This is a genomic window from Flavobacteriales bacterium, from assembly GCA_020635855.1.
Taxonomy (GTDB): Bacteria; Bacteroidota; Bacteroidia; order JACJYZ01; family JACJYZ01; genus JACJYZ01.
The window spans coordinates 278,373-302,688 of the sequence record JACJYZ010000004.1 but is presented as its reverse complement, the minus strand read 5'-3'; the positions used below and the strand labels follow the sequence as shown (position 1 = coordinate 302,688).

The window sequence follows — 24,316 nt, the reverse complement described above, 5'->3', positions numbered from 1 at the left end:
TCTTTATTCCTCACCAATTCCAACATCATGTTTCGCATTTTATTCCTGCTGTTCATCTCTTCTTCCATTTTCGCCCAAACCGTTCCCAAGGCTGATGCGGATTCCATCCGCGCCATCATGGGTCGCCAGCAAGCCGCATGGAACCGGGGTGATATGGACAGCTTCATGAACGGCTATTGGGAATCCGACAGCCTGCGCTTTCTCGGCAAGGAAGGCATCCGGTACGGATATGCACCCACCCTGAAAAGGTACAAGGAACACTATCCCGACAAGGCCGCCATGGGTCAGCTCGCCTTCACCATCCTCTCGGTTGAACCCGCCGGTACCGATCAGGCAATGGTACTGGGCCTGTGGAAACTGCAACGCGAAAAAGACACACCCGGCGGTGCATTCGTATTGATCTGGAAAAAGATCAACGGACAATGGGTGTGCGTGCTTGATCACACCAGCTGATGCAACAACAACACATCCCGGTAGAGATCTCCGCCCGGTACTTCACCCTGGGTGATCCCGCGGCGGCACGCGAAGCGTGGTTCGTGCTGCACGGATATGCACAGCTGGCCCCGGATTTTCTTGCCTGGTTCGAACCCTTGCAGGCACCGCATCGCTTGATTGTGGCGCCTGAGGGACTGCACCGGTTTTACCGCAAGGGGTTCGACGGAAATGTGGTGGCTTCCTGGATGACGCGTGAAGATCGCCTCACCGACATTGCCAACTATGTACATCTGTTGAACAGCATCTACGCACATGTGATGGCGCAGGTGCAGCCGGATACACAAGTGGTGGCGCTGGGCTTCTCGCAGGGAGCGTCAACGGTTTGCCGCTGGCTGGCTAACCAATCCAGCCCTATCGACCATCTGCTGTTATGGGCCGGTGTGTTTCCACCGGACCTGCCCATGGAGGAAAGCAGGGAGCTGCTGGATCGCCTGCGGCCGCATTTTTTCGTGGGTGATGAGGATCCCTTCTTTCCGGAAAGTGCCATTGAACAACAACAGCGTTTCTTTGAAACCCATGAGATTCCCTATCGCCTGCACCGGTTTTCGGGGGCGCACAAAGTGGATGCGGACGTGTTAAAGGGATGGGCTGAAAGCCACCTGACCGGCTGAGATCTATTCGTGCCCCGTCAGTTTTTCCAAACGTACAGGCAGGTGTTCTTCCACCCATTGGTTGTAGTTGCCGTGATAGCCTACACTTTGCTGGCGGACTTTCACCTTTTCGGAAAGTGCCTGGTAGGCTTCCGGGGAGATGGCGGTGGATGTATCCAGAAAAGAGATCAGGTGGTCCACACCGATGTTGGCCTGGTTGGATTTGATGCGGAACACATCTTCGTAGTCGTCGGATGACCCTGCGAGGAAATCGTCCATCACGCGCAGGCTGATCTGGCGCCCATGCTGGAAAGATTCCTTGATGTTGCCGCGACCTGTGACCGCATTACCCAGAGCGAACACGTGCTCAAAGCCGTCGATGCGGCAGCACTGCGGGTCGGCGATGCGATAGGTTTGTCCGTCCATGGGCACACCCGGAATCGGCTCGGGGATGCTGCCGATGGAAGAGATCACGAGTGAGGTAGGGAAAGTAAAATCGGATCCTTCTAACTCCACCACGCGGTCGCCGTCTGGTTTTGTTTCGCGGAAGACGATGCCGGTGAGGTGTCCGTTGTCTTCCGTTAATCCAACCGGAACACAACATTCCCTGAAATGAAAGAAAAACTTGCTGCGTGCATTTTCCAGGACCTTCACCCTTACCGACTGCGCTTTCTCCAGTTGTTCCGGGGTATCGGTAGGAGAGGGTGTGAGCGGCATGTCTATTTTGCGCCTCCTGTAGAAGAGGGTGCAACCTTTCAGGCCGAGGTCTTCGAACTTCAGGTCATGTTTTTCCAGCACCTTGTCGATGCCGCGTTCCAGTTCCAGTGTATCGGTTTTGATGGAACGTTCGGCAAGGGCTTTCTGTACCAGTTCCATCATCACCAGCTTGGCCATATCGATGCTGGCGAGTCCGCCACCGATGATCACGGCGTTGTCGCGGATCTCAAACGTTTTGCCGTTGTAGCCCGGCTCATGGTAGTGGTTGAACCAATGGCTGAGTGCGTTCTGGTAGTAGAGACCGGTACCGTCGAAACGTTCGATGCCGGGGATCTGGAGGGGGCGGTCTTTCCAGGCGCCGTTGGCAAGCAGCACGGCGCTGAAGCCCCAGTTTTGTACCAGGTCTGTGAAGCCGATGTCTTGTCCGAGCCTTGTGTTGGGCACGAAGCGCACCAGGGGGTGGCCGATCTTTTCGTTGATGGCCGCCTCTTCCTTGTCGCGCAACTTCACATGCCACTTCGGAAGTCCGTCTTCGATTTTACCGTAGGGCAGTGTGGCCTGGTCAAACACCACCACCTCAATACCGCGTTGTGAAAGTTGATGAGCTGCTTCTGCGCCGGATACGGCACCACCTACGATGGCTACGCAGTGAAGGGGTTGATGGGTGGGGTTGTCCATGACTGCAAGTAAAGAAAAAATTCGGCGGTGTCCGGAAACACCGCGGGCATGCAAAAAAGTAACGTTGTGTGTTACTTAATCTCCCAGGTCTCGCCGCTGTTGAGGAGCTCATCCATGTTGCGGATCTTCGCTTTCTTCACGGCTTCTTCTTTCTGTATTTGCAGGCGTTCTCCGAAAGTGGTGGTTTCCACCGCGCGTATGATGCCCAGCGCCATCGGGAATACCGGGGGCGCCATGCGAACGAGCATCAGGTGCAGGGTGGGATCGGCTTCTTTCGCGTCGTGTACAAGGATATCATTTTCCGTGATGCCGTTCTCGCCGATGGTCACCACTTCAAGTTTCAGTCCGTTCAGGCGGATGCCTTTGTTCTTGTCTTTTCCGAAGATCATGGGTTGTCCATGTTCCAGGTGCAGCTGCATGTCGTCGGCTGTTTCGCGGTTGGTGATGAGGCCATGCACCTTGTCGTTGAAGATCACGCAGTTTTGCAGGATCTCAATGAGCGAAGTGCCCTTGAACCTGGCCGACTCCACGAAGATCTTCGTCATCAGCTTGGGGTTGGTGTCAATGGTGCGGGCAAAGAAGCTCGCTTTGGCGCCGAGGGCCAATTCACCAACAAGAAAAGGCGTTTCCACCGCGCCGTACGGGGTTGATTTGGTGACGAGCCCGGTTTGTGAGGTCGGACTATACTGTCCTTTTGTGAGACCGTAAATTTCGTTGTTAAAGAGCAGGATGTTGATGTCGATGTTGCGGCGCAGGGCATGGATGAAATGGTTGCCGCCGATGGCCATGGCATCACCGTCGCCGGTGATCTCCCAAACGGAGAGTTCCGGATTGGCGAGTTTCACGCCCATGGCGATGGCGGGTGCACGGCCGTGGATGCTGTGAAACCCATATGTGCTCATGTAGTATGGGAATCGCGAAGAGCAACCGATACCTGAAACGAAAACGAGATCTTCCTTTTTCTGTCCCAGTTCGGGCAGGGCGGCCTGCACCGCTGATAGGATGGCATAGTCGCCGCAACCGGGGCACCATCTTACCAACTGGTCACTGGCAAAATCCTTCTTGGTGAGGGTTACGGGGGTATCTACGATCGGGTCTGGCATGGATGTATGCTTAGCGTGATAACTCTTGTTCGATGGCTCCCTGTACTTCGGAAACGGTGAAGGGGAGGCCCTGGATTTTGGTATAGCTTCTCACCGGAAGTTCCGGGAAAAGGGTGCGCAGGTAATTGGCGAATTGCCCCATGTTGAGTTCGCATACCAGGATGGATTTGAAAGCACCCAGTATCTCTTTGGTATTGCGTGGAAGCGGGTTGATGTATCTGAAATGGGTATGACTGACCGACTTGCCTGCGGCCTGCAATCTTTCCACGGCGGTTTGGAGGGAGCCGTATGTTCCACCCCATCCGACCACCAGCACATCGCCCTTGTCGGCGCCGCTCACTTCCTGCAACGGAATGTAATTGGCTACGCGTGCTACCTTCTCGCAACGCAGCTTCACCATTTTCTCGTGGTTTTCCGGATCGTATGATACATGACCGGTCACGTCTTGTTTTTCGAGTCCGCCGATGCGGTGTTCCATGCCGGGTGTACCGGGGAATGCCAGGTACCGGGCCAGCTTTTCGGGGTCACGCAGGTAGGGTAGGTATTCGCCTCCGTTGTCTTTTGCCACCATGGGAGTGATGTCTGCCAGGTCTTTCATGGCAGGGAACTTCCAGGGTTCGGATCCGTTGGCGAGGTAGCCGTCGGACAGGATCATGGCGGGTGTGGCATGCTCGTGTGCCAGGCGAACGGCTTCATATCCCATAGTGAAGCAATCGGATGGTGTGCACGGAGCCACGATAATGATGGGGTTGTCGCTGTTGCGGCCGTAAAGGGCCATGTTCAGGTCGGCTTGTTCGGTTTTGGTCGGAAGTCCGGTAGAAGGGCCACCGCGTTGTACATCCACAACTACCAGGGGCAGTTCGGTGATACCTGCCAGACCGATGGCTTCGCCTTTCAGGGCGATGCCCGGGCCTGCGGAGGTGGTTACGCCGATGCTGCCTGCATAAGTGGCTCCGATGGCCGAACATACGGCGGCGATTTCGTCTTCGGCCTGCACGGTCAGCACGTTCAGTTGTTTGTGCTTGGCCAATTCATGGAGGATATCCGAAGCGGGTGTGATAGGGTAAGAACCGAGGAACAACTGCCGGTTCATTTTCTCGGCAGCGGCCATCAGTCCCCAAGCCGTAGCGGTATTTCCGGAAATGTGCCGGTAGATGCCGGGTTCGATTTCAGCTGAGGGTACATCGAAGGTGGAGGCGAGTGCTTCCACCGTTTCGGCATAATAGTAACCTGCGCGAAGCACTTTCACGTTGGCTTCGGCGAGTTCGGGTTTCTTTTTGAACTTGGTTTCCAGGAAGTGGATGGTCTGGTCCATGGACCGGCTGAACAGCCAGTACATGATGCCCAGGGCAAACATGTTCTTACATCTTACCACGCTCTTGTTGTCGAGACCGGCTCCTTCCAGGGCGCTTTTGGTGAGGGTGGTGATGGGGGCTTCAATCACGTGATATTCACTGAGGAGGGTACCGGTGAGGGGGTTTTCCTTAAAACCGGCTTTCTCGATGTTGCGTGTTTCAAAGGCATCTACATCCACGATGATGTTACCGCCTTTGCGCACCCATTTGAGGTTTGATTTCAGGGCAGCCGGGTTCATGGCTACGAGTACATCCGCTTCATCTCCCGGGGTGAGTACATCCACCTTACCGATCTGTACCTGAAAGCCGGATACGCCTTCCACGGTTCCCTGTGGAGCGCGGATTTCCGCTGGAAAGTCGGGGAATGTGGCCAGGTCGTTCCCGATCAGCGCAGAGGTGAATGAAAACTGGGAACCGGTGAGTTGCATTCCATCGCCTGAATCACCCGCGAAGCGAATGACAACCCTTTCAAGTTCGGTGGCAGGGCTCTTGCTCATGTATTATAGAAATAAGGTGTGCGGATCACGCACGTACTAGGCTGTTTGGTTGTCCCTGCAGAAAACGCTGCAGGAGCGCAAAGTTACGGGAAAAAATAGAACTGAAACAGGTTGTTTCGCTAATAGGTCATTTGCGACTCTTCCTCTTCAATCTTAACCAGCCGATAGCTGAGCATGATCTCATGGGTGCCTGAGGTATACGACTTCAGTGCCGAGTTGATCATGTCGTATGAATACCCGAAATACAATTTGCGTTTCAGGTTGTATCCGACGATAATGGCAACCGCATCTTTGGTTCTGTATTGGGCGCCGAACTTCACACGGTCCATGTAGTCGAAGGTGATGCCCATATCCAACTGCATGGGTACCGGCTTCACGTGACGCACAAGTACGGAGGGCTCGATAATCATTTTATCCTTCACCTTGAACTTATAACCGGCCATGATGAATTGGTGACCCGCCATTTTGCTGTTGGTATAGGCCCAGTTGAGTTTACTTGCCAGCAGTTGTTGTACGGAAAAGCCCAGGTAGAATTTCTGGCTGTACATGTATGCACCGAAAGACCCGTCGGGTTGAGTGGTTGTGAGTTTGCCGTTGGTAAAGACCAGGTCGTCCTTGTCCTTCACGTAGATATCGCCGGTGTTGATGCTGTAGTTCACCATGCCAAGTCCGAGTCCGAGTCCGAGCTTCAGGTTCTCACCCAGTTTGAGGTGGTGGGTATACGTGCCTTGAAATCCGGTTCGGCTGCTGGGGCCTGTTTTATCGCTGAACACGGTTACACCCAGGCCGGTCCTTTCATTTTTTGGCTTTCTCCCGAAATAGCTTAATGAATATGTTTTCGGGGAGTCGGTGATACCCACCCATTGATTGCGGTAATGCAGCCTGAGTTGGTAATAATCTTTGGATCCGGCTGCGCCTGGGTTGATGGAGTAAGGATTGAGCATGTATTGGGTGTAGCTTCCCAATTGCTGTGCTGTAGCCGGGACGGCCAAACCAAATGCCACCACCGCCGGTATCAAATATCTAAGTGCCTTCATACTTTGCTGTCTCTATCTAATGATGGTGAGCGGTCCGGTCATGGGTTCTGAACCATCTCCAAGATTGATGATATAGTAATATGTGCCGCTCGGCAGGGGTTTTTCTTCATAAGTGCCGTCCCATTCTTTGGGGTATCCTTTGGAATAGAAGACACGGAGTCCCCATCTGTCGTATACTTCGACAATTGCATTGGGGTAAAGGGTTTGTACGAAATCAAGTTTCCATGTGTCATTCTTGCCATCCTGGTTGGGTGAAATTCCCTCCGGCACAAGTTTCGGAATCGTGATCTCGATGGTCACGCTGTCAGATGCCGGACATCCATTTGCACTTATTACGCTAACATGGTAGGTAATGGTTTCGGTTGGTTTCGACCAGGGGTCTGCAATGTCCACTGCACTCAACCATGTGGAGGGTGTCCAGAGAATGGTGGCTCCAGTCAGATCACCCATCAGTTGCAGTTGGGTGCTGTCTCCCTTGATAACCGTTGTAGTAGAACCGGCATCTATGGATGGCGTGGGATACACGGTGATCTTTGCTGAATCGGTTTTACATCCTGCCGTGGTGCTGTTGGTTACCAATACATAGTACCAGGTGGTGCTTGCAGGTGATGCCTTTGGGTTTGAGGCGTTGGGATCATCCAATCCGGCAACCGGTGTCCAGGAATACACGTCTCCACCTGATGCATTCAGCTGTGTACTGTCTCCCGGGCAAATGCTTTTATTCGGTCCGGCATCTGCACCCGTAAGGGTATTGGCTGTGATGCTCACGGTATCGGTGCTGCTGCATCCGGTTGTTGAGTTTGTGACGGTAACGATAAAAAGGGTGATTGCTTTCGTGGGTGTTGCTGTTGGGCTGGCAATATTGGCATTATCCAACACATCGGAAGGATACCACAGGTACTGATCTCCTCCCGTGGCAGTGAGTTGTGTGCTGGTTCCACGGCAGATTTTCTGGTCCGTACCGGCATCGGCCACCGGGTTCGGGTGTACGGTAACATTCACCGAAGCGGAGTTGCTGCAGCTGTGGTTATCGGTAACCGTTACACTGTATGTGCCGGTTGTTTTTACCGTAATGGATTGCGTGGTTGCACCAGTACTCCATAGATATGATGCACCGTTGGTTACGGTCAGCTTAGCGGAATCACCCTCACAAAAGTCGATATCCGAACCCACATTAAGGGTCGGCAGCGGGTAAATGGTCACTTTTACGGTTCCGGTATTCGCACATGAATTTGTGTCTTGCACTGTCACCGTGTAGGTGGTGGTAGCGGTGGGTGTGGCAACCGGGTTGCTGATATTGGGATTGTCAAGGGAACCGGTTGGCGACCAGGAGAAATTGACTCCACCCGAAGCATTCAGGTTGGCGGATTCTCCCAGGCAGACCGCCGTGTCATTGCTTGTTGCAACAGTCGGCAGGTTATTCACTTTCACCGAAACCTGATCGGTATTCTTGCATGTCAGGCTACCGAACATAACGGAACCGGTGACCGTGTAGGTGATGGTGCTGGGCGGGCTGGTTTTCGGGTTGCTGATTTTGGTGCTGCTCAGTCCTGTGCCGGGCGACCAGGAGTAACTGTCGGCACCGGTGGCATTCAGTTGAATGCTGTCACCTTTGCAAATGGTATCGTTCATGCCTGCATCCACAACCGGTAAGGGGTGGATGGTTACAACCACGTTCGAGGAAGTATTCGAGCAGGTTTTGCTATCGGTAACGGTTACATTGTATGTGCCGGAGCTGTCGGTTGTAATGGATTTGGACGTGGATCCGTTGCTCCAAAGATAATTGGGGAATGTGTTGCATGTAAGGGTTACGCTTTCTCCTTCGCATTTGTCGATGGGACCTGCGGGTGAAATCACCGGTGCCGGTTTTTGATACACGGTTACTTTCACGTTCTCTGTACGCGAACACTGGTTGTTGTCGGTAACGGTCAGGTAGTACGTGGTTGTTGCCGCAGGCCCGGCCTTGGGATCGGAGCTGGTGTTGTCATCTAAGGTTCCTGAAGGTGTCCACAGGTATTGGGTACCGCCGGTGGCGTGTAACTGGGCGGTATCACCCGGACAAATGCTGGTGTCGTTGCTGGCGGTGATCACCGGCAGTGCATTTACGGTTACCATAATCGTGTCTTTGCTTAAACATGTGGTAACCGAATCGGTGCCGGTCAGATAATACTTGATGGTGCTGACAGGATGTGCCAACGGGTTTGCAATGGTGGTGCTGCTCAAACCCGTGGAAGGTGTCCATGCGTAATTCGTGGCCCCCGATGCATTCAACTGAATGGTATCGCCGATACAGAGGGAGGTATCGGTACCTGCGCTTACCGTCGGCAGCGGATGAACGATCATGCTGTAGGATGCGGAAGTATTGGTGCATCCGTTGGTATCAACCACGGTCACAGTAAAGGTCCCTGTGGTATCAGAGATAATGGATGACGTGGTGTTCCCGGAACTCCACAGGTAAGATGCGAAGCTTTGTGTGCTTAGTGTGAGTTGCTCACCCTGGCAAAGGCTGCTGTCGCCACTGGCTGTAATGGTAGGTTGGGGCAGTGGGTTTACGTAAATGGTTACGGAATCGATGTCCGTGCAATTGTAGCTGTTGGAAGCGGTGAGCACATAGGTGGTGGTCACGCTGGGGAACGCTTTGGGGTTGGCGATGTTTGGGTCGCTCAGCCCGGTGCTCGGACTCCAGCTATAGGTTGTTCCTCCGGAAGCACTCAGTTGGGTGGTGTCACCGGCACAAATGGTATCGTTTCCTGAAATGTTGCTGCTGTACTGGCAATATTTCAGCGTGGCGTAATCTTCTTTGGTGGTCGTGTTGGTGCCGAAACTATATCCGGAAACGTACACGTTGTAGGTATTGTCCACAGCAAGTGCCACAGCTTGGTCGGAGAGATTGTCAGGGCCGTTATAGGCCACTTTCCAGAGCTGCTTACCGTCGGTATTATCATATTTCAAGGTAACATAATCTGCAGAAGAAGCACCGTTGTTGCTGTAACCTGTCACATATACGGTTCCGTCATTCGGATCGATCTGTAACATCTTTGCTTCATCGTAACCGTTGCCGCTGCCATTGTAGATGGAGCTCCAGCTCAGGGTACCTGCGGAGGTGTACTTCAGTGTGGCGTAATCTTCCCCGGTACCTGTACCGATCGCTTTTCCTACTACGTAGACGTTGTTGCTGGCATCCACCTTGATGTCATTGGGTTTGTCAATGTCGGAAGCATCACCGCCGAACTGCTTCACCCATTGTTGGGTGCCTGCATTGTTGTATTTGATGGTGGTGATATCGAAATTGATCACACCGTCTTTCAGGGCCTGAGCCGCCACGTACACATTGTTGCTTCCATCCAGGGTGATGGCGAAACCGGCGTCGTAGGCGCTGCCCGGTCCGTTGTATTGCGAGGCCCACTGCTGAGCACCGGAACTGTTGTACTTGAGGGTAACCACATTGTAGTCTTGTGCACCGTTCCAGTAACTGAATCCGGTTACATACACATTACCGCTTGCATCCAGGGCGAGCGCATAACCGCCGTCATCCCCGGTTCCGTTGCCATTGCCATCGTAGGTGGTGGCCCATTGCTGTGTTCCTGAACTGTTGTATTTGATGGTGACAACATCGGTCTCTGTTTGGGCAAATGGAACGGCTGCGCCTGTTACGTAAACATTTCCGCTTCCATCCACTTTCACATCGTACCCTTCATCCTTCAAATTGGCAGAGATTGTGTTGTAGCGGGCCGACCATTGCTGGGTGCCGGCGCTGTTGTACTTAATGGTTACGATGTCATAATCTGTGCCTGAGCCATAACTCATTCCGGTCACATAGACATTGCCGCTGGCATCCACTGCAATCGATCTGGCTTCGTCAAGACCATTCCCACTGCCGTTGTAGTACTTGGCCCATTGTTGTACACCCGCATTGTTGTACTTGACCGTCAGGTAGTCCAAGCTGCTAGGCGAACCCGAACCCGTGGCCGTACCTGTTACGTACACATTGCCGCTGGCATCAATGACCATGTCTGCGGCGCGATCCACCGCAGCTCCTGAGCCGGCATAGCGTGTGGCCCACTTCAATTCGGTTTGCGAAATGGCAACAGAACCGAACACAATTGACAAAACTAACGTAAGGAGGAGTCTGAATAGGCTCATGGTTTTCAGCAAAGAAGTGTTAATTAGTAAGTTTTGTAATACGAGAAAGTATAGTAAACACGGTACCTACAATTTACCAAAAGTAATGAAACCGAAGTAAAAATCACTATCTTTATATTTGGTTTTTTTCTAATTTGCATCAATATTTACAGCGGACGTACCAAAAAGGTTATGCGAAAATTAATTCTGGGATTGTTAATCTTGATTATCCCTGCGGGGGTATTTGCGACTCACATTGTTGGCGGATCGTTGACATATGAGCATTTGGGGGGATCATCTTACCGCATTACCCTGAAATTGTATCGCGATTGTTTGGCAGGTCAGGCGGCCTTTGATGACCCGGCCATTGTGGAGGTGCTCAATTCTTCCGGGGGCGATGTAATGAACATCAGCATCCCGTTTGTATCAGCTACGGTGCTGGATCCGTTTGTGGATACCTGCGTGACCAAACCCAATCTCTGCGTGGAGGAAGGGATTTACACCAAAGTGGTGAACAACCTGCCACCGAGAACGGGTGGGTATCATATTTTTTACCAGCGTTGTTGCCGGAACGCTTCGATTAATAACATTAATAATCCCGATCAGGCGGGGGAAACCTTTTACACATACATACCGAACAATGCGTCGATCCTGACCAATAGCAGTCCGCAGTTCGTGAATTTCCCCCCGATCTTTGTCTGCCGGAATGAACCCATCCAGTTTCCGCACCTTGCCAGTGACAAGGATGGAGACTCTCTGGTGTACAGTTTTTACTCACCTTACCTTGGATGTGCCAATACACCGCAACAGGTGGCTGGTCCTGATTGTCCGCAAAACTATCCGACCATTTCCGGCACAACTGCGTCCTTCAATTCGGTTACGTGGAGCGGCGGCTATAATGCCAGCAACCCGATGGGTGGAGGTGGATTAACCATTGATGCCAACGGATTTCTGGATGGCATCCCGCCCGATGCAGGTCAATACGTGGTTGGTGTAAAATGTACCGAATACCGCAACGGGGTCAGGCTCGGTTACATCGTTCGCGATTTTCAGTTCAATGTAGTCGATTGTCCACCGCTGGCGAAAGCCGATATCGGCCCGGTTGACCCATGTTCTTCTCAACCCGTTACCCTCATCAACCTCAGCGATACATTTGCACAGGGATATCAATGGGATTTCGGAGACCCGACATCCACCACAGATGTTTCATCTGTTCGGAACCCGCCGGCTTACACCTATCCCGGCCTGGGTCCATACACAGCCCGACTGATCATTCAACCCGGAACAGCTTGTGCGGATACTGCCTATGAAACCATCAATTTCGGAACTGTTTCTGCAGATTTCACATCAACCGTGGATTCAGCATGTGTGGGTGTTCCCATTCAGTTCAATGACAATTCAACCACATCTCCCAACGATTCCATCGTGATGTGGGATTGGGATTTCGGAGATGGAGGTACGGACAACATCCAGAATCCGTATCACCTCTACGCCGATAGCGGAAGCTATACGGTTTCACTGATAGCCACATCGGGATTCGGTTGTCAGGATACGGTTACAAAGGTGATTTATGCCCAGCCTTACCCCATAGCAAACGGTGCGGATACCAACGCCTGTTCAAACAATGCGGATACCTGGCTGAATGGCACCATCATGTTTGCCACCGGCGGAATGTGGAGCGGGGCAGGAACTTTCAATACATCCACCAGTTTGCCCACCACATACACACCCACACCGGCGGAAATCAGCAATGGGTCCACCGATGTGTTCTTGATTTCAACGGGGAATGGCCTGTGTCCGGCAGATACGGATACGGTTCATATCACCTTTACGCCAAGCCCGATCGCTGATGCGGGTGATGATACGATGGCAGTTTGTAAAGATACTTCCATGATTTGTCTTTCCGGGCTTGTCGGCGTTGCCACAGGCGGGCACTGGACCACCACCGGAAGCGGCACCTTCAATCCTGACCCGGATTCCCTGACTGTATGCTATATTCCAGATTCGGCAGACCTGGCGTTGGACAGCATCATGTTCTACCTGACCACCACCGGTAACGGAGATTGTAATCCGGCTGTGGACAGCATGCGTGTGCGGTATATCAATATACCTGTAGTGGAAATCATCGGATCCGATACAACGTGTGCCGGCATCGAATTTCCGGTGAGTGTGAACATTTCAACGGGAAGTGGGCTTTGGTCTACCTTGGGTGATGGTGTGTTCAAACCAAACGCCGGTGTGAACAACCCTGATTACTGGCCCGGCCCCGGCGACAATGCCAACGGATTTGTAACGCTTGTATTTACCAGCGATAACAACGGCCTTTGTAAAGCTGTAACGGATTCCATGTACATCACGCTGGTCAGCGGACCCGATGCATATGCCGGAGCGGATACTTCATCCTGCAGCAACAATGCCGATGTTCAACTGACAGGTACCGTTATCAACACAACGGGCGGTTTCTGGAATGGATCAGGCTTGTTCTCTCCCAGCAACACAATAATGAACCCGGTGTACTCACCTACATCAACGGAGATCACCAATGGTTTTGCAGATGTGATCCTGATTGCTCCATCTACAATTTACTGTCCGGCAGACACGGATTCCATCCGGATCAATTTCACTCCGGCACCCACCGTAGATGCTGGTCCGGATAGCATGGTCGCATGTAAGGACACGTCGGGCATTGATTTCTTCGCAACATTTTCAGTAGCAGGAGGCGTGCAGTGGTTGACCAGTGGAGACGGAACATTTGATCCGAACGATTCTGCTGTATTCGTTAAATACATTCCCGGCACGAATGACCTCAACGGAAACAGTGTATGGTTGTATGTAATGACCACGCATAACGACGGATGTTTGTCGGTTTCCGATTCCGTATACTTGGAATTATTGGATAAACCGGTGGTGAACATCACCTCCGCCGATTCATCGTGCGAGGGTGTATGCATCCCGCTGGCCGTGAATACAACCACGGGCAGTGGTTACTGGACCACAGCTGGCACCGGCAGTTTCGTTCCGAACAACACTGTGAACAATCCGTTCTACTGCCCAAGTGCGGCAGATGATGGTTTGGGATTTGTGGAACTGATCTTCCATTCGTCGGATAACGGATACTGTAGGTCAGTTATGGATACAGCACACATTGTGCTGATTCAGGGACCGACAGCGGATTTCACTTCCAATGAAGCGTGCGAAAAGGATACATCATTCTTTACGGATCTCTCTACCAACGGACTTGGCAACATCACCGACTGGAGTTGGAATTTTGGTGACAGTTATACAAGCACCCAACAGAACCCGACGCACACGTATGAGGTGCAGTCGACCTATAACGTGATCCTGATCACCACGGATTCCAAGGGATGTAAGGACACCATTTCCAAAGACATATACATCCACCCGCTGCCGCAGGGCGACTTCATTGTAAGTCCCGGTTGTTTGGGTGAACCCGTCACATTCATCGATACGACCCTTGTCATGGGAGGTGATTCGGTGGTTGCCTGGTACTGGCAGTTCGGCGACGGGGATACGTCTTCATTGCGTGATCCGATTCATGTGTATCCGACCAACGGCGGCTATCCGGTTGAGTTGATTGTGACCACCAATGTGGGTTGCAAAGACACTGTAACAAGCAGTGTGACCGTACTGGCTCCTCCGCATGCGGATTTCCAGACAGATAAAACATTGCTGAAAGGAAGTGAATCCATTCAGTTCACTGATCTCTCAACGGGCGGGATTGTATCCTGGTTCTGGGATTTCGGTGATTCTACCGGCACATCCAGCGTTCAAAACCCCTCTTATAACTATGATGAGATAGGCGTATACAGCGTTACCCTCATCGTAACAGATGCGAATGGTTGTAAAGATACCATCATCAAAACTCTCGAGGTCTTCATGCCTCCGGCAATTCCCAATGCATTTACGCCGAACAACAATGGTGTGAATGACAAGTTTTACATCCGCGGGGGACCGTTTAAGTCCCACGAACTGCGGATCTACAACAACTGGGGAGAGCTGATTTTCCTTACAACCATGCAGGGTAAGGAGAATGGATGGGATGGAACAAGGGATGGAATCGAACAACCTATGGGCGTTTACGTATATATCGCCGAAGTTGTATCGGAAGATGGTCAGCGGTACGAGTTGAAAGGAGATCTGACCTTGTTGCGTTAAAGACTTACCATGCGTCAATTTAATCACATCAGGCTTTTAGCCGGAACGGTATTGGTGTCTCTGTTTGTGACGGCATCCTTGTCTGTAAATGCTCAGGATATTCACTTGTCACAATACGATGCACCTCCCATGTATCTGAATCCCGCCCTTACGGGTAAATTCAATGGAAGAATGCGCATCCACGGGCATTACCGTACACAGTGGAAGGCCATTGCAGACAATCCCTATGTCACCACCCTGTTATCAGGTGACAGACAAATGAAGGATGGATTCTCACTGGGAGCCCAAATCATGAACCAGCGGGCCGGAGCAGGTAATTTCAATGAGTTCCGCTTTAACGTATCCGGAGCATATGACCTGATCACCGGAACCAAACGTGCGGGCGGACGCCTTTCCGTAGGTGCACAGCTGGGATTTATCCAAAAGAGTTTTGACATTTCAAAGCTTACCTTTGATGAACAGTACCGGATTACCGGCAATGAAGGTGGGTTTGACCCTACGGTATCCATGGGAGAAAACCTGGGTTCTTCTTCCATCAACATGATGGATGTGAGTGTGGGTGTGGTGTACTTCATCAGTGGGGAAAGCAAGCGGATCAATCCGTTCATAGGTTATGCAGGTTTTCACCTGAACCAACCCAAAGAAACATTCTTCAACGGTTCCAATTTCCTTCCCATGCGGCATGTGGTCCATGGTGGTGTGAAACTCAACCTAAGCGAGAAAGTGCAACTCACGCCGAAGGCCTGGATGCAGAACCAGACCAACGACAATGAACTGACCACGACCCTGGTCATGCATTACTACCTGTCGGAACAAAATGCTTACCTGATCGTGGCGCCTACCTGGAGAAAAGACGATGCTGCGATCATGGAACTTGGTATGAAGTACGATGATTACATCGTGCGGGTAAGCTATGACATTAATACTTCCCCCCTGAAAGCAGCAACAACCGGAAGGGGTGGTTTCGAGATTTCATTAACCTGGATCCAGGAGAAGAAAAGACCTGATCCCGCACCCAATTGCCCGCGACTGTGAGAATTTCCCTGCTATATCTGTTTGCCACACTGTTTTGTTTCAGTGCACTGCAAAGCCAGGCACAAAGCAAGCGTGAATGGCTTTATTACGGCGATGAAGCTTATAAGAAAGGTGATTATGCCTCCGCTGCCAAGTTCTACCTGAAAGTGCTGGACGAGGGTACACTGGATGAAGAAAGTACCGTGTATCCATACGAAGTTGTGGCGTACATCAAACCCGATAAGGAAGAAAACAAACCGGCTGCAGCCACCGAAGCACCCGACAGTACCCAGCTCGATAGCCTCATGCGACAGCAGGGTGACACCGTGCCACCTCAACCCGATGCAGCCAACCCGACAACCGGTGATCAGCCTATCGACGCCGAAGGCGGCAACCTCGTTTATGGCAAATATCAATATGTGGTTCACCAGATTGCAGATTGTTTCCGACTTTCTTATCAGTATAAAAAAGCCGAACAGTGGTATGCAAAGGCTGTGCAGAACGAATCCAAACGGCATCCGTTCGCACGGTACAATTATGCCATGGTGTTAATGAACAACGAGAAGTATCCCGAATCCCAGGCTCAGCTGGAGAAGTTCATAGAAACCTACGACGGAACCGATAACACCATCGTGCAACTGGCCCAGAAGAAGTTGTTCAATGTGGCATTTGCAGAATCGCATCAGAAACCTAGGCCCAAGGCTGAAGTAAACCTCATGGATACGGTGATCAACGGCGGTACATCCAGTTTCGGTGCCAATTTTTATAACGATGAAGGCGTGATCATTTTTGCCAGTGGACGCAAAGACAACGTGGTGCTCGATGAGAAAAACGATGACCCGACCATCACCAGTGATCTTTATCTGACCGATCAGGAAGGCGGAAATTGGCAAACACCCAAGAACATGCGTCGACCGGTGAACACCGAAGGCAATGAAGGTGCCGGCGTGATTTCCATTGACCGCTCACACTTTTACTTCACCAGATGCGATGGCAAAGGGGAATGTGCCATCTATCTCAGCCGCTTCCTGAACGGAAAGTGGTTGCTGCCAATGAAGTTGAACGAAAACATCAACCAACAGGGATATTCCTCCAAATATCCTGCCCTGTCACCTGAAGAAGACCGCCTGTTCTTTGCCAGCGATCGCCCGGGAGGATACGGGAAAATGGATATCTGGGTATCACCGATTGATGAATTCGGCAATGCCGGCGAAGCCAAGAACCTGGGGTCGGTGATCAACACCAGCGAAAACGAGGTAACCCCGTACCTGCATCATATCAACAATACGCTGTACTTCAGTTCTGATGGTCATACCGGCCTGGGAGGATTGGATGTGTTCAGGTCATATGGGCAGGATAGCACGTGGTTGCGTCCCATCAACATGGGTCGTCCTTTCAATTCCGGCAAGGATGATCTGTTCTTTGTGGTGGATCGCATGGAAGGCCGCACCGGCTTCATGACTTCCGACCGCGACAGTTGTGAAAGCTGTAAAGACAACAAAGACCTGTTTTGTTACAAGATCTACCAGGTGCAGGCCGAACCACTCCTCATCACCATGAAAGGAACGGTTTTCAACCGCAATACGCAGGAGAAGATGCCCAATACCCTGGTGCAGATCACCGATGTGAAGGAAGGCATTCAGCCCATTTTCATCATCACCAATGAAGAGGGTCAGTACAACACCACGCTGATTGAAGACATTCAATATTTCTCGAAAGCACAGAAGGTAAAATTCTTTGCAGATGCCTTTTCCCTTTCTACCGAGAACATTACAAAGTCAACGGAATTCACCCATGACTTCTACCTGGAACCCATCCCGCCGGATGACATCGAAATTCCAGGTATCGAATATGATTACAATGATACCACCCTTCGCCCGGCGTCGAAAAAAGTACTGGATGACCTGTTTGACTTCCTTCAGTTGAATGATGACATCACCGTGGAAATTGGTTCTCACACCGATGCCCGTGGAAGTGATTCATACAACCTGAAGTTGTCTCAGGGTCGTGCGAATTCGGTGGTGCACTATCTTATCGATAAAGGAATACCCAAAGAACGTCTGAAACCACATGGCTATGGTGAAACCAGACTGCTGATTCAGAATGCCACCACTGAGGAGGAACACCAGAAAAACCGCCGCACGGCATTCAAGGTAACGGATCAGCAACAAAAGGTGATCGGAGAAACCAAATACTAAAACATTTCCCGCGAAGAAATCCGAACGGCCGGCATCTGCCCGGCCGTTTCTTTTTACATTTGCGCCATGAAGAAGAAAGAGTCACAGATCACTGTTAAAGTTGGACTGGATGAAAACCAGGTGCCGGATACCATTAGCTGGCAAGCAACGGATGCCGATATGGAGAACGAGCAAAGCGCCAAAGCCATGATCATGTCCATGTGGGACCCTCAGGATGGCAATGCCATGAGAATAGATCTGTGGACGAAAGATATGTTGGTGGATGACATGAAGGTGTTCATGTTCCAGACCTTGCTTTCACTTGCCGATACCCTGGAAAAAGCGACGGGTGAGAGAAATCTGGCAGAAGACCTGCGCGATTATTGCGCACACTTTGCTGACAAGAGCGGTTTCTCGAAGCCGGAGGATGCTCAATAAATCTTCATCCATTTCCGCACAACCACACGGTGGTCTACCCTTACGTGGATCAGGTACACACCGCCGGTGCCTTCATTGGCAAGCCACATTCCATGTATACCGGAGGCCATATTTGTTGATGGCATATTCAATGCAACCCGCTTTCCGGTAAGGTCCGTGGTCCATATCTCTACTTCCCGGTTACCTTCCAGTTTGAATGAAAGATAGGAAGCATCTCCTGTAGGATTCGGGTAGAGTTGCAATCCCAGTGAACGTTCGAATGCATCATTGATGCCGTTGACTCCATCTACGTTGATATCGTCGATATAGATGTTGTTACCCAGGTTGCTGGTGAAGGCGAATTTGAAACGGATGCTGGAGGCACCTACCGCATAGTTCAGGCTGATGGTTTCCTCCCGCCACTCGCTGGCATTGGGAACGAAGCTACTCGCTTTGACTCCGGAGGCCGTGTTCAGGAGCGAACCGGATTTCGTGTACCGCAGCTTCCAGGTTTTGCCACAATCTGTGCTGGCATATACCTGCAATTTGTCTCCATCGGAAGATGTGCGTTGGGCATAAGCCAGCTGGAATGTCAGGTTGGGTAATGTCAGGCCGCTGATATCGAAAGTAGGCGTCACAAATGACGACTCTTCGGCTTCGCTTCCCTTGTTGTAGTTGTCGATGCGAATACTCTTGTCTCCGCTGACGGATGCAGCCGTTGTCAGTGTCCATTCATTGGCAGAAACACTTTCGCTCAGGTTGAACCAGTTCGCGTCGGGAAAAGAAATCGATTGGAAGTCCTGGGCCGCCGGCGCTTTCATCTGGGCGGTATCCTCCATCACATGCACAATGCCTGTTGACAGGATGCTGTCTGCCCCACCTGATGTGGATACCTTCACTTTGACATCGTATACGCCGGGTGTGTTGTAAAGCACAAAAGGATTTTCAAGCTGGCTGCTGCCGGGGGTGCCCCCCTGAAATGTCCATTCGGTGGTGATGCTATCGGCTGTGGCATTCCATGACGTGTGGCTGAATGAAATGGAGTCACCCGCGCAAAGGAAACGAACCGTAGGCCGGAAATCAGCTATGGGTGCGCAAACAGAACCCACATACCCGTCGTTTGTACCGGTGGCAATCAGGTTGGTATTGCTCCACAAATTGCTTCTGGAGCCAACGGTGCTGTTGAGGGCCGCATCCATCCTGGTTTTTTGTCCTTCCGTGTACATTCTGCCGCATCCTGAATAATCCATGTAATTGTTCACATTGTCGAGACTGCCGCATGTAACCTCATTGAGATCGCAGGTTAAGTTCGCACCCATGGTATTCGGTGTGTCGTCTACCAGGTCATCGGTGTTACAGTTACCGGCCTCGCCCGGTGTATTCGAATCTCCCCATGTGTGCCGGAGGTTGAAATAGTGACCGACTTCATGTGTGAGGGATCGCGCAGACAGGTTTCCGCTGAGGCTGGTGAGAATGCTTCCGAACTGCGTATTCCGGATCACGATTCCTTCCCTGGACGGTTGGGTAGTGCCGGGATAGTAGGCATATCCGCCGGCACCCGGTATGTTGTTAACCACCCAAACGTTGAGGTACATGCTCGTGTTCCATACCACCAGCGATTTGATGGCAACGTCATTGTCGGCATTGTAGGTGATGACCGATGCGGTGCGTGTAATGCCGTTGGTACAGTTTCCGTTCGGATCAATCTGCGCCAGCCTGAACGCTACCTGAACATCGGCGATCAGGTTCTTAAAGCTGGGACTGACCGAGGTTGTGTCGTAATTCCTTTTCTGGAAATCTTCGTTGATGATCCGGATGGCATCATACACCTGTGCGTCGGGAAAGTTCTCGGTGCCGTAGTTGTGAATGATGTGAATCACCACCGGAATGATGTACAGGGGTGTGCCGTTGGAGCGCTTGGATGAAGGAGGATGTGCTTTCACCCAATCGGCTGTGAAGGCTTCCAATTGTTCCTGCATTTGCGCCAACTCGGGATGTTCAGTCAATGATTTTCGCACGGCCTCCCATGTCCCACATGGATAATACTCTTGCGCGACAACCGGATGCATAATTAATAGGCACAACGCCAGAACCTGGGGTAAGAATCTTTTCATGGGTCAGGAATACAGAGATACACAACTTGATGTTGTAAATGTAGAAATACCGGGTTACATATCAAATGGCCGGGGGGTTATCCGGCCATATCCTGCACCACGCTGTCTACATACGTGAGCAGTTCATTCCGGCCTGTCCCGTTTTGGGAAGAGGTGATGAAATGCGGTGGTAGCTGTTCCCAGGTCTGCTTCATCGTTTGCAGGAAGGTGTGCACATTGCGCTTGAGTTCTGCCGGTTTGAGTTTATCCGCCTTGGTAAATACCAACGACATGGGAATACCGGCTTCTCCCACCGAATGAATGAATTCAAGGTCGATGGCTTGCGGAGATATGCGTGAATCAATCAGCACGAAAAGGTTGCAAAGGTTTTCGCGTTCGCCCAGGTATTTGTTGATCATAACCGGCCAGGCGTTACGTTCTTTTTTGCTTACGCTGGCATACCCGTATCCAGGAAGGTCTACCAGGAACCATTCGTTGTTGATGAGAAAGTGATTGATCAGTTTGGTCTTTCCCGGTTTCCCTGAGGTTTTGGCCAGGTTCTTTCTCCCGCAGATCATATTGATCAATGATGATTTCCCAACGTTGGATCTTCCGATGAAAGCAAATTCAGGTTGATGTGTGTCCGGACACTGATTTACGTGGCTGCTGCTTTTCACAAAAGCCACCTCCCTGATCACTTCTTTATTATCCGATCGGGTTTTCATGGTTGGTGAGTTTCAGAAGGGTGGATTTCAGATCGCGGATAACAATTTCAAGTTCGGCTTCGGTGGTGGGATTTCCCAGGCTGATCCTTACTGACGATCGGGCCTCCCTTTCATTCATTCCCATGGCTGTTAGCACATGTGAAGGTTTGGGTGAAGCGGATGTACATGCCGAACCGGTAGCCATGCCGATATGAGGCAGCGCCTTGATCAACCGATCAGCCTGGAGACCTTCCACCGCAAAGTTGGATACCTGCGGCAGTCTGTCGGCACGTTTTCCGTTGATGGAAACAATTCCGAGGGAGAGCAGTTCATTTTCCAATCGGTCGCGCATCATCCTCAGCCGGGTTCCATTTGTTTGCATAAAGTCCGTCGCAAGCTGGCATGCTTTCCCCAATCCGATGATACCAGGTACATTCAATGTTCCGGATCGCAAACCGCGTTCATGGCCTCCTCCGTGTAACAGTGGTTTGAGTGTTACCCTGGGGTTTTTCCTACCGATGTAGAGGGCACCGATCCCTTTTGGCCCATATATTTTATGTGCGGAGATTGTAGCCAGGTCCATACCGTTTGCCTTCACATCCAAAGGAATCTTTCCCACAGACTGGGTGGTATCCGAACACAGCAAACTACCTTTTTCGTGAACAATGCGGGCAATTGAAGAAATATCTGATATCACACCGGTTTCATTGTTGGCATGCATGGCACAAACGAGTACGGTATCCGGGCGGATGGATTCCTCCAATAGTTGCAGGTCCGCCTGTCCGTTTCTGTTCACAGGCAACCAGGTGATTTCAAAACCGGTGGATTCAAGGAACCTGCATGTGTCCAGTACGGCAGCATGTTCGGTGGTCAGAACCACCAGGTGGTTACCTTTGGATGCATAGGCACGAACAACCCCCTGGATGGCGAGGTTGAGTGATTCGGTGGCGCCCGATGTAAAGATGATTTCCTGCGGTTCGCAGTTCAGCATGGTGGCAACTTGTGTGCGGGCTTCTTCAACCGCTTTCTCAGCCACCCATCCCCAACGATGGGTTCTGCTGGCGGCATTCCCGAATGTATCGGTGAAAAACGGAAGCATGGCATCCAGTACTTCCGGTGCCACCGGTGTGGTTGCGTTGTAGTCGAGGTATATCGGATTGACTCCGGCCATGTGTGCAAAAGTACACAAACTCGCCAAGGACCATAAAAGGAGAGGCCCATCCGTGAGGATGGGCCCGGGAGAACTGGAGCAAAGTAAGAGGTAAGTGCCCGGCGAGCTTGGGCATGGTTAAGGAAGGTCATTGGGACTAGCTGTAGCCGGGCACTGGGAGAACGTTTTCTAGTTCAGGCAGATTCTGTTTACCGTCGAAACAACTTGCCTTTGTTCAGATTCCATGTTGATGCTGATCTCGTGGCAGAGGTCTTCTGCGAAAGATTCTCTGAGTCCTTTATCCTTTAAAACATCTACAAGTGTCTTTTGGATGGTGCTTTCATGAAGCAGGTTCTGGTAGCGCATCAGGACTTTCAGTATGATTTGTTTGTGGCTCATGATCGTATATTTTTTTAGGTTGTTATCGCTGTGTGCCATACCCATAGCGAAGAATGATGCCAAGCCCCGAAAAAGGTTGTAACTATCTGAAAATCAATGGTAAAAATTTTGGCACGGTTGAAAATATTTCCCAAATTGGGACGCATTTTACCGGTATGGGAAACCCGGATGCCCTTTTTGCGTAGAAATGGACAAAGGGCAAGGGCTACTCCCGAACCATTTCATTTTTGGTTATGAGAATTTTCATTGTAGAAGACGATCCCGTCTACGCACGGTTCCTTCAGCATTTGATTCTGCTGAATCCCGATCATGAGGTAACGATCTTTCATGACGCGCCTTCCTTATATAAGGCACTTCCGAAAAAACCTGAGGTGGTCACGCTTGATTATAACCTGCCCGGTACCACAGGTGCACAGATCCTTGAACGTATTCGTTCTACCAGCCCGGAAACGGATGTGGTGATCGTATCCGCCCAGGAAGATATTTCAACCGCTGTTTCACTGCTGAGAAGCGGGGCGTTTGATTATGTGGTGAAAGATGATTCCACCAAGGATCGTTTGTGGATCACGTTATCCAACATTTCCCAAAAGCAGGAATTATTGGAACAGGTACATCACCTTCAGGAAGAGGTGGAGAAGAAATATGTGGCGGATAAGAACATCATTGGCGACAGCGACGCCATTCACAAAATCCATCAATTGATTAAGAAAGCTGCGGAAACCAACATCACGGTTTCCATCACCGGCGAAACCGGAACGGGAAAGGAATTGGTTGCAAAAGCCATCCACTATAATTCTTCCCGCAAAAAGAAACCGTTTGTTGCGGTGAATGTGACCGCAATCCCCGCGGATCTGATGGAAAGCGAATTGTTCGGCCATGAGAAAGGCTCCTTTACAGGTGCACATACCAGGCGGATCGGTAAATTTGAAGAAGCCCATCAGGGTACCATCTTCCTGGATGAGATCGGAGAGATGGACCTGAACATGCAGGCGAAGTTGTTGAGGGTACTCCAGGAAAAAGAGATCACACGCATAGGTGGCAATGAAGTAGTGAAAGTGGATGTACGTGTGCTGGTGGCCACCCACCGGAACCTGCTCGAAGAGGTGAAGGCAGGGCGCTTCCGGGAAGATTTGTTTTACCGGCTTCTGGGCTTACCCGTTCAGTTACCTCCTTTGCGGGATAGGGGAAATGATATCATATTGATCGCGCGCCATTACCTGGATACCTTTTGCAAGGAAAACAACCTGAAGAAAATGACCATTTCTCCGGAAGCACAACAAAAACTAATGGCATACGGGTTCCCGGGTAACATCCGTGAATTAAAGGCTTCCGTTGAATTGGCTGCGGTCATGAGCAATGGAGATGTACTGGAAGCATCGGACCTGAACCTGGATGCCATGCGTTCTCCGAAATCATTATTGGAAGATAATATGACGCTTAAGCAATACACGGAAATGATCATAAAGCATTACCTTGAACGCTATGATCAAAATGTATTGCTTGTAGCCAAAAAACTGGACATTGGTAAATCAACCCTGTATCGTATGTTACAGGCTGAAAAATCATCCCAGCACTAAAGCCCCATCCCACCC

The 24,316-nt window shown here is 51.1% G+C and carries 16 protein-coding genes; 7 read left to right on the top strand and 9 right to left on the bottom strand.

The window, feature by feature from the left end:
* Positions 1-27: 27 nt before the first annotated feature.
* Both H6585_13320 and H6585_13315 read left to right on the top strand, forming a co-directional pair.
* Complete coding sequence (locus H6585_13320) at positions 28-453, top strand: nuclear transport factor 2 family protein (protein MCB9449314.1); 426 nt, start codon at positions 28-30, stop codon at positions 451-453.
* Entirely contained in the window at positions 453-1,106 is a 654-nt protein-coding gene (locus H6585_13315; GenBank protein MCB9449313.1) for a hypothetical protein, read from the top strand. Before H6585_13320 ends, H6585_13315 begins: the two co-directional genes overlap by 1 nt.
* Positions 1,107-1,109: 3 nt before the next feature.
* Here the strand turns inward: H6585_13315 and H6585_13310 are convergent, their stop codons facing one another.
* The 5 genes from H6585_13310 to H6585_13290 all read right to left on the bottom strand — a co-directional run bounded on the left by H6585_13310 (position 1,110) and on the right by H6585_13290 (position 10,615).
* A complete protein-coding gene (locus H6585_13310) occupies positions 1,110-2,480 on the bottom strand; it encodes an FAD-dependent oxidoreductase (GenBank protein ID MCB9449312.1) in 1,371 nt (456 codons plus the stop codon).
* 71 nt (positions 2,481-2,551) lie between these two features.
* A complete protein-coding gene (locus H6585_13305; GenBank protein ID MCB9449311.1) occupies positions 2,552-3,583 on the bottom strand; it encodes a 2-oxoacid:ferredoxin oxidoreductase subunit beta in 1,032 nt (343 codons plus the stop codon).
* A 10-nt stretch (positions 3,584-3,593) separates the two neighbouring features.
* A complete protein-coding gene (locus H6585_13300; GenBank protein ID MCB9449310.1) occupies positions 3,594-5,435 on the bottom strand; it encodes a 2-oxoacid:acceptor oxidoreductase subunit alpha in 1,842 nt (613 codons plus the stop codon).
* A 119-nt stretch (positions 5,436-5,554) separates the two neighbouring features.
* On the bottom strand, positions 5,555-6,472 hold the full coding sequence (locus H6585_13295) for a type IX secretion system membrane protein PorP/SprF (protein ID MCB9449309.1): 918 nt from the start codon (positions 6,470-6,472) through the stop codon (positions 5,555-5,557).
* Positions 6,473-6,484: 12 nt separating this feature from the next.
* Positions 6,485-10,615, bottom strand: coding sequence for a gliding motility-associated C-terminal domain-containing protein (locus tag H6585_13290; GenBank protein ID MCB9449308.1), 4,131 nt, complete (start codon positions 10,613-10,615; stop codon positions 6,485-6,487).
* A gap of 312 nt (positions 10,616-10,927) precedes the next feature.
* Between H6585_13290 and H6585_13285 the strand changes: the two genes are divergently transcribed.
* From H6585_13285 to gldC, 4 genes are all read left to right on the top strand, one after another.
* Positions 10,928-14,770, top strand: a complete 3,843-nt coding sequence (locus tag H6585_13285) for a PKD domain-containing protein (GenBank protein ID MCB9449307.1) — start codon at positions 10,928-10,930, stop codon at positions 14,768-14,770.
* 9 nt (positions 14,771-14,779) lie between these two features.
* Positions 14,780-15,805, top strand: coding sequence for a PorP/SprF family type IX secretion system membrane protein (locus H6585_13280; GenBank protein ID MCB9449306.1), 1,026 nt, complete (start codon positions 14,780-14,782; stop codon positions 15,803-15,805).
* The gene (locus H6585_13275) at positions 15,802-17,982 is read left to right on the top strand and encodes an OmpA family protein (protein MCB9449305.1); all 2,181 of its coding nucleotides are present in this window, start codon (positions 15,802-15,804) and stop codon (positions 17,980-17,982) included. Before H6585_13280 ends, H6585_13275 begins: the two co-directional genes overlap by 4 nt.
* Before the next feature lie 66 nt (positions 17,983-18,048).
* Positions 18,049-18,399: a gliding motility protein GldC gene (gene gldC, locus H6585_13270; protein ID MCB9449304.1), complete on the top strand. Its 351-nt coding sequence runs from the start codon at positions 18,049-18,051 to the stop codon at positions 18,397-18,399.
* Here the strand turns inward: gldC and H6585_13265 are convergent.
* The 4 genes from H6585_13265 to H6585_13250 form a co-directional block, all read right to left on the bottom strand.
* Positions 18,393-20,384 carry a T9SS type A sorting domain-containing protein gene (locus H6585_13265; protein ID MCB9449303.1) on the bottom strand — a complete coding sequence of 664 codons (1,992 nt, stop codon included), beginning with the start codon at positions 20,382-20,384 and terminating at the stop codon, positions 18,393-18,395. The two genes, gldC and H6585_13265, sit on opposite strands and share 7 nt — an antisense overlap.
* 185 nt (positions 20,385-20,569) lie before the next feature.
* The gene (locus tag H6585_13260; GenBank protein MCB9449302.1) at positions 20,570-21,196 is read right to left on the bottom strand and encodes a YihA family ribosome biogenesis GTP-binding protein; all 627 of its coding nucleotides are present in this window, start codon (positions 21,194-21,196) and stop codon (positions 20,570-20,572) included.
* Positions 21,177-22,346 (bottom strand): cysteine desulfurase, encoded by a 1,170-nt coding sequence (locus tag H6585_13255; GenBank protein MCB9449301.1) that lies wholly within the window; start codon positions 22,344-22,346, stop codon positions 21,177-21,179. The genes H6585_13260 and H6585_13255 overlap by 20 nt, the downstream gene beginning before the upstream one ends.
* Before the next feature lie 168 nt (positions 22,347-22,514).
* Positions 22,515-22,724 (bottom strand): hypothetical protein, encoded by a 210-nt coding sequence (locus H6585_13250; GenBank protein MCB9449300.1) that lies wholly within the window; start codon positions 22,722-22,724, stop codon positions 22,515-22,517.
* Between the two features lie 233 nt (positions 22,725-22,957).
* Here H6585_13250 and H6585_13245 point away from each other — a divergent pair, with 233 nt between their 5' ends.
* A complete protein-coding gene (locus H6585_13245; GenBank protein MCB9449299.1) occupies positions 22,958-24,301 on the top strand; it encodes a sigma-54-dependent Fis family transcriptional regulator in 1,344 nt (447 codons plus the stop codon).
* The last annotated feature ends 15 nt before the right edge of the window (positions 24,302-24,316 follow it).

Coding starts and splice junctions, on each gene's coding strand:
- H6585_13280 (MCB9449306.1), top strand. CDS start 14,780: ATGCGTCAATTTAATCACATCAGGCTTTTAGCCGGAACGGTATTGGTG.
- H6585_13260 (MCB9449302.1), bottom strand. CDS start 21,196: ATGAAAACCCGATCGGATAATAAAGAAGTGATCAGGGAGGTGGCTTTT.
- H6585_13245 (MCB9449299.1), top strand. CDS start 22,958: ATGAGAATTTTCATTGTAGAAGACGATCCCGTCTACGCACGGTTCCTT.
- H6585_13305 (MCB9449311.1), bottom strand. CDS start 3,583: ATGCCAGACCCGATCGTAGATACCCCCGTAACCCTCACCAAGAAGGAT.
- H6585_13290 (MCB9449308.1), bottom strand. CDS start 10,615: ATGAGCCTATTCAGACTCCTCCTTACGTTAGTTTTGTCAATTGTGTTC.
- H6585_13310 (MCB9449312.1), bottom strand. CDS start 2,480: ATGGACAACCCCACCCATCAACCCCTTCACTGCGTAGCCATCGTAGGT.
- H6585_13250 (MCB9449300.1), bottom strand. CDS start 22,724: ATGAGCCACAAACAAATCATACTGAAAGTCCTGATGCGCTACCAGAAC.
- H6585_13295 (MCB9449309.1), bottom strand. CDS start 6,472: ATGAAGGCACTTAGATATTTGATACCGGCGGTGGTGGCATTTGGTTTG.
- H6585_13320 (MCB9449314.1), top strand. CDS start 28: ATGTTTCGCATTTTATTCCTGCTGTTCATCTCTTCTTCCATTTTCGCC.
- H6585_13315 (MCB9449313.1), top strand. CDS start 453: ATGCAACAACAACACATCCCGGTAGAGATCTCCGCCCGGTACTTCACC.
- gldC (MCB9449304.1), top strand. CDS start 18,049: ATGAAGAAGAAAGAGTCACAGATCACTGTTAAAGTTGGACTGGATGAA.
- H6585_13300 (MCB9449310.1), bottom strand. CDS start 5,435: ATGAGCAAGAGCCCTGCCACCGAACTTGAAAGGGTTGTCATTCGCTTC.
- H6585_13255 (MCB9449301.1), bottom strand. CDS start 22,346: ATGGCCGGAGTCAATCCGATATACCTCGACTACAACGCAACCACACCG.